Annotated in this window: 9 protein-coding genes; 2 read left to right on the top strand and 7 right to left on the bottom strand. The window is 68.9% G+C overall.

The features are described from left to right. From gshA to leuS, 5 genes are all read right to left on the bottom strand, one after another. Window positions 1-1,097 (bottom strand): glutamate--cysteine ligase (gene gshA / locus AC1DOC_RS06775; RefSeq protein WP_478129577.1); only part of this gene is annotated, 1,097 nt, incomplete at its 3' end. A gap of 121 nt (window positions 1,098-1,218) precedes the next feature. Further along, window positions 1,219-2,514, bottom strand: coding sequence for a glutamate-5-semialdehyde dehydrogenase (locus AC1DOC_RS06770; protein WP_026283918.1), 1,296 nt, complete (start codon window positions 2,512-2,514; stop codon window positions 1,219-1,221). Window positions 2,515-2,648: 134 nt separating this feature from the next. After that, on the bottom strand, window positions 2,649-3,740 hold the full coding sequence (gene holA, locus AC1DOC_RS06765) for a DNA polymerase III subunit delta (RefSeq protein WP_436299355.1): 1,092 nt from the start codon (window positions 3,738-3,740) through the stop codon (window positions 2,649-2,651). 4 nt (window positions 3,741-3,744) lie between these two features. Next, window positions 3,745-4,266, bottom strand: coding sequence for an LPS-assembly lipoprotein LptE (locus AC1DOC_RS06760; protein ID WP_278874030.1), 522 nt, complete (start codon window positions 4,264-4,266; stop codon window positions 3,745-3,747). A gap of 20 nt (window positions 4,267-4,286) precedes the next feature. After that, the gene (leuS, locus tag AC1DOC_RS06755; RefSeq protein ID WP_478079721.1) at window positions 4,287-6,917 is read right to left on the bottom strand and encodes a leucine--tRNA ligase; all 2,631 of its coding nucleotides are present in this window, start codon (window positions 6,915-6,917) and stop codon (window positions 4,287-4,289) included. Window positions 6,918-7,120: 203 nt separating this feature from the next. On the opposite strand from leuS, the gene AC1DOC_RS06750 reads away from it, so the two are divergent. Both AC1DOC_RS06750 and AC1DOC_RS06745 read left to right on the top strand, forming a co-directional pair. Next, a complete protein-coding gene (locus AC1DOC_RS06750; protein WP_478079722.1) occupies window positions 7,121-8,098 on the top strand; it encodes a Bug family tripartite tricarboxylate transporter substrate binding protein in 978 nt (325 codons plus the stop codon). Beyond that, complete coding sequence (locus tag AC1DOC_RS06745; RefSeq protein WP_418146618.1) at window positions 8,091-9,170, top strand: NAD/NADP octopine/nopaline dehydrogenase family protein; 1,080 nt, start codon at window positions 8,091-8,093, stop codon at window positions 9,168-9,170. The genes AC1DOC_RS06750 and AC1DOC_RS06745 overlap by 8 nt, the downstream gene beginning before the upstream one ends. Here AC1DOC_RS06745 and AC1DOC_RS06740 read toward each other — a convergent pair. Beyond that, the gene (locus tag AC1DOC_RS06740) at window positions 9,165-9,794 is read right to left on the bottom strand and encodes a peroxidase-related enzyme (RefSeq protein ID WP_478079723.1); all 630 of its coding nucleotides are present in this window, start codon (window positions 9,792-9,794) and stop codon (window positions 9,165-9,167) included. The genes AC1DOC_RS06745 and AC1DOC_RS06740 overlap by 6 nt on opposite strands. Further along, a partial coding sequence (locus AC1DOC_RS06735; protein ID WP_478129576.1) for a CMD domain-containing protein occupies window positions 9,791-10,207 on the bottom strand: 417 nt, incomplete at its 5' end. The genes AC1DOC_RS06740 and AC1DOC_RS06735, both read right to left, overlap by 4 nt.

Below are 10,207 nucleotides of genomic sequence, written 5' to 3'. Positions count from 1 at the left end.
GCATGCACGCGGTAGAAGCCGCCCACCACGTAGCGGTCCATCATGTAGACCACCGGCTCGGCCACGCCGTTGTGCACGCGCTCGTTGGTCAGCACGCCTTCCTGCACGATCACCTCGCCGGGCTCGCGCAGCTCCCTGGCGGCCGCGCCCGCCTTGCCTGCCGGGGCGCTGCGCGGCTTGCCGACCAGGCCCTCGACTTCCTTCGCGTCGCGCACGGTGACCACGCCCGGGCCGTCGCCGCCGACATGGCCCTTGACGACCACGAAGGGCTTCTCGTTGATGCCGTATTCCTTGTACTTGCGGCGCACCTTGGTCAGCACCGCGTCCACGTGGCTGGTCAGCACGTCGATGCCGCGGCCTTCGGAAAAATCGACGCCGTCCGCGCGCGCATAGATCGGGTTGATCAGCCAGGGGTCGATGCCCAGCAGCTTGCCGAAGCGCTTGGACAGCTCTTCGTAGCTGTGCAGGTGGTTGCTCTTGCGCCGCACCGACCAGCCCGCGTGCAGCGGCGGCAGCAGGTACTGCTCGTGCAGGTCTTCCAGGATGCCCGGCGTGCCGGCCGTCAGCTCGTTGTTGAGCAGGATGGTGCAGGGATCGAAGTTCTTGAGCCCGAGGCGGCGCTTGCTGCGCACCACGGGCTCCAGGCACACGGTCTCGCCGTTGGGCAGCTCGATCTTCTTGGGCGACTTGATGGCCGGATCGATCGAGCCCACGCGCACGTTCAGTCCCGCCATGTGGAAGATCCGCACCAGCTGGGCGACGTTGGCGAGGTAGAAGGTGTTCTTCGAGTGGTTCTCGGGAATGACCAGCAGATTGCGCGCTTCCGGGCAGATCTTCTCGATGGCCGCCTGCGCGGCCTGCACCGCCAGCGGCAGCATCTCCTTGGTGAGATTGTTCCAGCCGCCGGGGAAGAGATTGGTGTCGACCGGCGCCAGCTTGAAGCCTGCGTTGCGGATGTCGACCGCGCTGTAGAACGGTGGCGTGTGCTCCATCCATTCGAGCCGGAACCAGCGCTCGATGGCGGGCGTGGAGTCGAGGACGCGCTGTTCCAGTTCGTTGATCGGGCCGGTCAGGGCGGTGACGAGATGCGGAACCATGCGGCGGCCTTGTTGGATTTGTACTTGAAAGGTAGAGCGGAATTGTAGGATTTGGGGATGGCCGCCCCAATGACAAGACTACGTAGAGCGGACTTGGTTCAGTCCGCCCGCTTCCGGTGCATCAGCTGCGCACTTCGCCCTGCCCGAGCACCACGTACTTGAGCGAGGTCAGCCCCTCGATGCCGACCGGCCCGCGCGCATGGAACTTGTCGGTGCTGATGCCGATTTCCGCCCCCAGGCCAAACTCGAAACCGTCCGCGAAGCGTGTGCTCGCATTGACCATGACGCTGGCCGAATCGACCTCGCGCAGGAAACGCTGCGCATGCACGTGGTCGCGCGTGACGATCGCGTCGGTGTGGTGGCTCGAGTAGCGGTTGATGTGCGCAATGGCCTCGTCGACCCCTTGGACCACCTTGATGCTGATCACCGCGGCCAGGTATTCCTCGGACCAGTCGGACTCGACCGCGTCGACGATTCTTGCGCCGGCACCGGCCAATGCCTCGTCGGCGCGCAGGATGCGGGCCGCCACCGGGTCGCAGCGCATCTCGACGCCCTTGGCCGCGAAGATGGCGGCGATCCGGGGCAGGAAGTCCTCCGCCACCGCGGCCGACACCAGCAGGCCTTCGGCCGCGTTGCAGGGGCTGTATTTCTGCGTCTTGGCGTTGTCGACGATGCGCAGCGCCATCTCGAACTCGGCCGTGTCGTCCACGTAGACGTGGCAATTGCCGTCCAGGTGCTTGATGACCGGCACCTTGGCATCGCGGCTGATGCGCTCGATCAGGCCCTTGCCGCCGCGCGGGATGATCACGTCGACGAACTCGGGCATGGCGATGAGCTGGCCCACGGCCTCGCGGTCGGTGGTCTGCACCAACTGTACCGCCTCGACCGGCAGGCCGGCCTCGGCCAGCGCGCCGGACACCAGCAGCGCCAGCGCCTTGTTCGACTCGATCGCCTCCGAGCCGCCGCGCAGGATGGCGGCGTTGCCGCTCTTGATGGCCAGGCTCGCGGCCTCGATGGTCACGTTGGGGCGGCTCTCGTAGATCATGCCGAAGACGCCGATCGGCACGCGCATCTGGCCCACGCGGATGCCGCTGGGCTGCTGCTTCATGCCAATGATCTCGCCGATCACGTCGGCCATCCCGGCAAGCTGCTCGCAGCCCAGCGCCACGGTCTCGATGACCTTGGGCGTGAGCTTGAGGCGGTCGACCATCGGCGCCGACAGGCCGGCGGCCGTGGCGCGCGCCAGGTCCTTCTGGTTGGCCTCGGCCAGCCCCGGGCCGGCTTCGCGCAGGCGCTTGGCCAGCGCCTTCAATGCTCTGTTTTTGGTAGCTGCATCCGCTCGGGCCATGAGGAATGCGGCGGTTTTTGCCTGCAGGCCGAGGGTCTGCATGTGCTCGCTGACGTTGAACGCGTTCATGCGGGCATTTTCGTGCATTTGGATCAACCCCGGGCCTCGCCCATTTGCCGGGTTGTCCCCTCTCCCTCCGGGAGAGGGCTAGGGTGAGGGCCGCGGCACCCGAAAACGCGCGATGCGATGAAGGCCGCCGGCCCTCATCCCAACCCTCTCCCGGAGGGAGAGGGAGAGGGAGCGGGAGCGGTGCTGCAGGCGCGGCACAGCATCAGCGCCAGCCGCTGCAGCGCCTGCCAGCCGCCGGCCGGCCAGTCGGGCTGCTTGAGCCCCTTGCAGATGCCGTCCACCACATGGGCCGCGCGCAGCAGGCGGGCCAGCATGCGGTCGTCCAGCCGGGGCAGCACGCGCTCGAAGGCGCGCTCGCGCGGGCCCCAGATGCGGTTCTCGCGCAGCGCCATCGGCAGCGGCCGGCCCGCGGCCATGGCGTCCTTCACGCGCTTGAGCGCGCGGATGTCCTCAGCGATCGTGTAGTGCACCAATACCTCGGCCTCGCCTTCGGCCTGCAGGCCGTCGAGCATGCGCGCCACGCGCTGCGGGTTGCCGGCCAGCACGGCCTCGGAGAGCTTGAAGACGTCGTAGCGCGCCACGTTGTTGACCGCGCCCTCGACCTGCTCCCAGCTCAGCTCGCCGGCCGGGTGCAGCAGGGCGAGCTTCTGGATCTCCTGGTGGGCGGCCAGCAGGTTGCCCTCCACGCGGTCCGCAAAGAACTGCAGCGTGCGCTGGCCTTCGTCGCCGGGCATCACGCGCTGGCCCTGCAGGCCCAGGCGCTGCGCGATCCACTGCGGCAGCGCGTTGCGCTCGATCGGGTCGACCTGCAGGCTCACGCCGTTGTTCTCGAGCGCCGAGAACCAGGCGCCGGTGCGCGTGGCCTTGTCCAGCCGCGGCAGCATCACCAGCGTGAGCGTGCTGTCGTTGCCCTGCGCCGCCTCGGCCAGCTGCTGCAGCGCGGTGCTGCCGTCCTTGCCGGGCTTGCCCGAGGGAATGCGGATCTCGACGATCTGCTTGTCGGCGAACAGCGAGAGCGAACCGCCCGCCGCAAGCACCGCGCTCCAGTCGAAGTGCGCGCCGGCCACGGTGTACGAACTGCGCTCCGTATAGCCCGCCACGCGCGCCGCGGCGCGGATGGCATCGGCCGCCTCCTGCGCGAGCAGCGGCTCGTCGCCATGGATCGTGTAGAGGGGCTTCAGCCCCTTCTGCAGATGGGAGCCCAGCTGGGCACTGGCAAGTTGCATCCGCCTAGAGTTCCTTGACGGCCGCAAGGCGGCGCATCAGCTGCTGCGCGATGTCGGCCTGCATGTCGCGGTACAGCAGCTCGGCTTCGCCTTCCTTGGCGAGCGCGTTGGTTTCGTTGAAGCTCAGGTCGCGCGTCTGCGACACCTCGCTGGGCGCCAGCAGCATCTTGCCGCCCGGCGTGCGCAGGCTGAAGCGAACGCGCAATTGCAGCTGCAGCTCGCGCAGCAGGCCGGCCGAATTGGTCGAGATCACGATGCGGTCGCGGTTCTCGCCGAGGATCTCGAGGATCGCGTCGGCGCTCTGGGTCTGATCGGGCGGCACCAGCGTGACGGTGCCCGCGGCGCGCATCTCGCGCCGCAGCCGGTTGATCAGTTCCGAATTGCCCGACAGCGACAGCGTCTTGAACGCGAACACCGGCGCCTTGCGCAGTTCGAACCCGCAGCCGGCCAGCGCGAGGCTGGCGCCCGCCGCAGCCAGGCCCAGGAGAAAGCCGCGGCGCGGCAGCGGGGCGTTGCGATTGTTCATGCTTCTATCGTTCGTTTCGTTCAGATGACCACGTTGACCAGCCGGCCGGGAACCACGATGACGCGCTTGGCCGGCGCGCCTTCGGCGAACTTGACGAAGTCGTCGCACGAGAGCGCGAGCGCTTCGATCTCGGCCTTGGAGGCGCCGGCCGGCACGCGCAGCGCGCCGCGCAGCTTGCCGTTGACCTGCAGCATGAGCTCGATCTCGTCCTGCTCCAGCGCGGCCACGTCTACCACGGGCCAGGGCGCATCGAGCAGGTCGCCCAGCTCCTTGTCGTAGCCCAGATGCTGCCAGAGCTGGTGGGCGATGTGCGGCGTGGCCGGATACAGGCAGCGCAGCAGGATGCCCAGGCCTTCGCGCAGCGCGGCGGCATCGCCGGCGCTGCCATCGGGCTTGAAGCCTTCGAGCGCATTCAGGAGCTTCATCGCGCCTGAAACCACGGTGTTGTATTGCATGCGCTGGTAGTCGTAGTCGACCTGGCGCAGCACGGTGTGCACTTCGCGCCGCAGCGCCTGGGCGGCCTTGCCGAAGGCCTGGCCGCCGAACGCCACCGGGGCCACGTCGGCCTGCGCCACGCCGAAGTTCCAGACCCGGCGCAGGAACCGGTAGCTGCCTTCGACGGCCGCGTCGTTCCACTCGAGCGTGGCCTCGGGCGGTGCGGTGAACATGGTGTACAGGCGCGCGGTGTCGGCGCCGTACTTCTCGATCAGGTCCTGCGGGTCGACGCCGTTGCGTTCGCTCTTGCCCATCTTGCCGACGCCGCCGTATTCGACCTTGGTGCCGTCCGCGGTGGTGCCGCCGACGATGCGGCCCTGCGCGTCGAGCGTGGGCGTCACCTCCAGCGGCGGGTGGTAGTTCTTGCCGCCCTTCTCGTCGCGGTGGTAGTAGATGTGGTTGAGCACCATGCCCTGCGTGAGCAGCTTGCTGAAGGGCTCGTCGACCTTCACCAGGCCCAGGTCGCGCATCACCTTGGTCCAGAAGCGCGCGTACAGCAGGTGAAGGATCGCATGCTCGATGCCGCCGATGTACTGGTCCATCGGCATCCAGTAGTCGGCGCCCTCGGCGACCATGGCCTGGTCGTTCTTCGGGTCGCAGTAGCGCATGAAGTACCACGAGCTGTCGACGAAGGTGTCCATGGTGTCGGTCTCGCGCCGCGCGGGCTTGCCGCAGACGGGGCACACCACGCCGGCATGGAAGCCTTCGTGCTTGGCGAGCGGGTTGCCCGAGCCGTCGGGCACGCAGTCGGTCGGCAGCACGACGGGCAGGTCCTTCTCGGGGACCGGCACCGCGCCGTGCTCGTCGCAATGGATGATCGGGATCGGCGTGCCCCAGTAGCGCTGGCGGCTCACGCCCCAGTCGCGCAGGCGCCAGGTCGTCTGCATCTCGCCCAGGCCCTTCTGGGCGAGCGCATGCGCCACGGCGGCCACGGCCTCCTTGTGGGTCATGCCGCTGAAGTTGTCGGAGTTGATGGTGACGCCGCGCTGCTTGTCGCCGTACCAGTCCTGCCACCTGTGATAGTCGAAGTGCGGCTCGTCGTCGACCAGCACCACCTGGATGATCTCGATGCCGTACTTGTTGGCAAAGGCGAAGTCGCGCTCGTCGTGCGCGGGCACGCCCATCACGGCGCCGTCGCCGTAGTTGATGAGCACGTAGTTGCCCACCCACACCGGCACCTGCTCCTCGGTGATCGGGTGCTTGACGGTCAGCCCCGTGGGCACGCCCTTCTTCTCTTGCGTGGCGAGCTCGGCCTCGGTGGTGCCGCCGCTCTTGCATTCCTCGATGAAGGCCGCGACCTTGGGGTCGAGCGTGGCGGCGTGCGCGGCCAGCGGATGCTCGGGCGCCACGGCGCAGAAAGTGACGCCCATGATGGTGTCGGCGCGCGTGGTGAACACGTACATGCGGCCGTCCTGGATCAGCTGGCCGCTCGCGTCCTGGATGTCGTGCGTGAAGGCGAAGCGCACGCCCTCGCTCTTGCCGATCCAGTTCTCCTGCATCAGCTTGACGCGCTCTGGCCAGCCCGGCAGCTTGTGCTGGGTGTGCTCGAGCAGCTCTTCGGCGTAGTCGCTGATCTTCAGGTAGTAGCCCGGGATCTCGCGGCGCTCGACCGTGGCGCCGGTGCGCCAGCCCTTGCCGTCGATCACCTGCTCGTTGGCCAGCACGGTCTGGTCGACCGGGTCCCAGTTGACGACCTGGGTCTTGCGGTAGGCAATGCCCTTTTCGAGCATCTTGAGGAACAGCCACTGGTTCCACTTGTAGTAGCTGGGATCGCAGGTGGCGATCTCGCGGCTCCAGTCGATCGCCAGGCCCATGGCCTGGAGCTGGCCGCGCATGTAGTCGATGTTCTCGTAGGTCCACTTGGCCGGCGGCACGCCGTTCTTCAGCGCCGCGTTCTCGGCCGGCAGGCCGAAGGCGTCCCAGCCCATGGGCATCAGCACGTTGTAGCCGCTCATGCGCAGGTAGCGCGTGAGCATGTCGTTGATGGTGTAGTTGCGCACGTGGCCCATGTGCAGCTTGCCGCTGGGGTACGGCAGCATCGAGCAGGCGTAGTACTTTTTGCGGTTCGCGTCTTCGGTGACGCGGTAGGCATCGGCGGCGCTCCATTGCGCCTGGGCAGCGGACTCGACGTCGCTGGGTTTGTAGCTGGGGTTCATGGCGGTTCGGCAAGACCCGGCGCGGGGTGGCCGGGGAGGACGGATTATCGCGCCGGACTAGACTCGCCCCCAGTCTTCGCGCACTTCGTGTCGCTGCGCCAACCCCCTGCCGGGGGCAACACCAGCGGCCCGGCAAAGCCGGTTCCGCGGTGTTTCGCGAAAAATGCATGACTTCCTGCCACCTGACGCAGACGGAAAACGCCATGAAACTGCTCCTGAAACACCTCGCCCTGGGCCTCGCGGCCGCTGCCAGCCTGGCCGCTGTGCCGCTGCATGCGCAGCCGAACGGCGACAAGCCGCTGCGCATCGTCGTTCCCTTCGCCGCCGGCGGGGCGCAGGACGTGATCGCCCGCTACCTGGGCGCCAAGCTCACCGACAAGCTCGGCGGCAGCGTGATCATCGACAACAAGGCGGGCGCGGGCGGCATCGTGGCGGCCGATGCGGTGGCCAAGGCGACCGATGGCGCCACCGTGCTGCTGGCCACCGGCGGCGCCATCACCATCGCGCCCCACCTGCAGTCCAGGCTTCCCTATGACCCGGTGCACGACCTGGCGCCCGTGGCCCTGGTCGGCGACACGCCCATGACCGTGGCCGTGCGCACCGAAAGCCCCTACAAGACGCTGGCCGACCTGCTGCGCGACGCCAAGGCGAAGCCCGGGCAGCTGACCTACGCCTCCACCGGCAACGGCACCGTCTCGCACCTGACGGGCGCGCTGCTGGCGCAGGCGAGCGGCGTGGACCTGCTGCACGTGCCCTACCGCGGCGCGGCGCCGGCGCTGACCGACCTGCTGGGCGGCCAGGTGGCGCTGATCGTGACCAGCGCCGCCTCCATCGAGCCGATGGTGGCGAGCGGCAAGGCCCGCGTGCTCGGCACCTTTTCGCGCGCGGCCCTGCCCAGCCTCGGCACGCCGCCGACGGTCGCGGAGGCGGCGGGCCTCGCGGGCATGGACGTGCCGGTGTGGGTGGGCGTGATGGCGCCCGCGCGCATGCCGGCGGCCAGCATCGAGAAGCTGTCGGCGGCGCTGGTCGAGGTGTGCAACCTGCCCGAGACCAAGCAGCGCTTCGCCCAGCTGGGCGCGGTGAACACCTGCGGCGGCGGCGCGGCGCTGGGAAAGGCGATTGCCGAGGACAGCCAGCGCTGGGCGAAGGTCATCAAGCAGGGCGGGATCAAAGTTGACTGAGCCTGCGGCAGGGCGCCTGCGCGTCAGCATCGCGGGCACCGGGGCGATCGCCCTGGCAAGCGCGGCGTGGCTGCGCCAGGCGGGCCACGCCGCGATGCTCTGGTCGCCGGGCGGCCAGGGTGCCGAGGCCCTGCGCACGCAGCCGCTCGAAGCCGCCGGCGTGCAGCCCTGCCGCGTGGCGGTCGAGGTGGCCGGCGATGCGGCGCAACTTTGCCGCGCATCGGACGTGCTGCTGATTGCCCTGCCGGTCAACGGACACCGGCGCGTGATGGATGCGCTGCTGCCCTTCCTGCGTGATGGCCAGACCGTGATCGTCAGCTCGATGGCCTCGCTGTCGTCGCTCTATCTGCACGAAGGCGCACGGCGGGCAGGCAAGCGGGTGACGGTCGCGAGCTTCGGCACGACGGTGCTGACCGCGCGCCGCGAATCCGCCACGCAGGTCAGGGTGATGACGCGGCGCCAGGCGGTCGGTGTGTCAGCGCTGCCGAGTGCGGAAATAGAGAGCGCCATCGAACTGTGCACCGCGCTGTTCGGCGGCGGCTTCTTCGCGCAGGAGAACACGCTCGCCAGCGCACTCGCGAACGTCAACCCGCAGTCCCACGGCCCGCTGGCCGTCTTCAACTGGACGCGCATCGAGCATGCCGAGAACTGGCCGCAGTACCACTGCATGACGCCCGGCGTGGCCCGCGCGATCGAGGCGCTGGACCGGGAGCGGCGCGCCGTGGCCCAGGCCTTCGGCATCGCGCTCGGTCCCATCGAGGAGCATTTCGCGCGCTCCTTCGGCACGGAATCGTCGCGGCTCGAGGACATCGCGGCCGAGCTGCATGCCAAGCGCGGCGGGCCGCCCGGCCCCGTGCGCACCGACACGCGCTACCTGAGCGAAGACATGCCCTACGGCCTGGCCTTCGTGGAAGCGCTCGGCGCCATCGCCGGCGTGGCGACACCCGCGACGCGCACCATCGTGGATGCCGCCTCGCTGGTGAGCGGCATCGACTTCCGGCAGCAGAACGACCTGCTGGCGCCGCTGAATCTGGGCACTGAAACCGTGGCCGGCCTGCTCGCCCGCCTATGACGCGGCCGTTACCGGCGGAAAGACCGGCTCGCCCAGGTTGAGCATCAGCCGGTTGGCCCAGGCGAAGAGCGCCACGGAATGGACCAGGTCGAGGATCTCGAGTTCGGTGAGCCCCACCGCCTTGAGCGTTCGCACATCGTCGGCCGACACCTTGCCGGGCTCGGCGCCGAGCCGGATCGAGAATTCGACGATCGCCTTCTCGCGCGGCGTGGTGCCCGCGGAGCCCGGCTCCTCGAACACCTGCGAGATCACATCGCTGCGCTTGGCCAGCTGCTCGAAGCGCTGCGCATGCACCGAGGCGCAGTACACGCAGCCGTTGACGCGCGACTCCACCGTGGCGCCCAGCTCGCGCTCCGCGCGCGGCATGCCGCCCGGCGCGAACATGATCGCGTTGAAGGCGATGGAGCGCTGCAGCAGCATCTCGGGCTGGTGCGCGAGCAGCAGGAAGTACGGCGAGGTGCGCGCCTGCGGGCTCATCTCGTCGAGCGCGGCCAGCTGGGCCGGCGTGGCCGAGGCAACGTCGACCGGGTCGAGCCAGGGCTTCCAGCTCAGCACCTCGTTGGTGAAGCCCTTGATGCGGATCGGCGTGTTCGTGCTCGTGCTCGTGTTCGTGTTCGTGCTCATGCTGCAACCTCCGCGGCGGCCAGCGCCTGCAGCCCTGCGACCACGCGGACCTGGTAGGAGAGAAAGGCGATCAGCTGGCCCAGCGCGACGATGGCGGGCGTCGAGAGCCCGGCGTCGGCCAGCGACTGCACCGCGGCCTTGTCACCCTCGATGGGTCGCTCGATCAGGCTCGCGGTGAATGCCAGCACCGTGCGCAGCCGCGCATCGGCCACCGGGGCGCCGCTGCCCACGGCCGCAATCAGCTCGCGGTCCACGCCCTCGGCCAGCAATTGCTCGCGGTAGTGCGCGGCGAGCGTCGCGGCCTTCGACACGCTGCATGCATGCAGCGCGACCAGCAGGCGCTCGGCCACCGAGAGGCCTTCGACCGATGGCGAGAACATCGCGTCGTAGCTGCCCTGCGTGGCCGCCACGAC

The sequence above is a fragment of the Variovorax sp. 01T439_2 genome (assembly GCF_056398445.1).
This window is presented reverse-complemented; position numbering and strand designations above follow the sequence as displayed.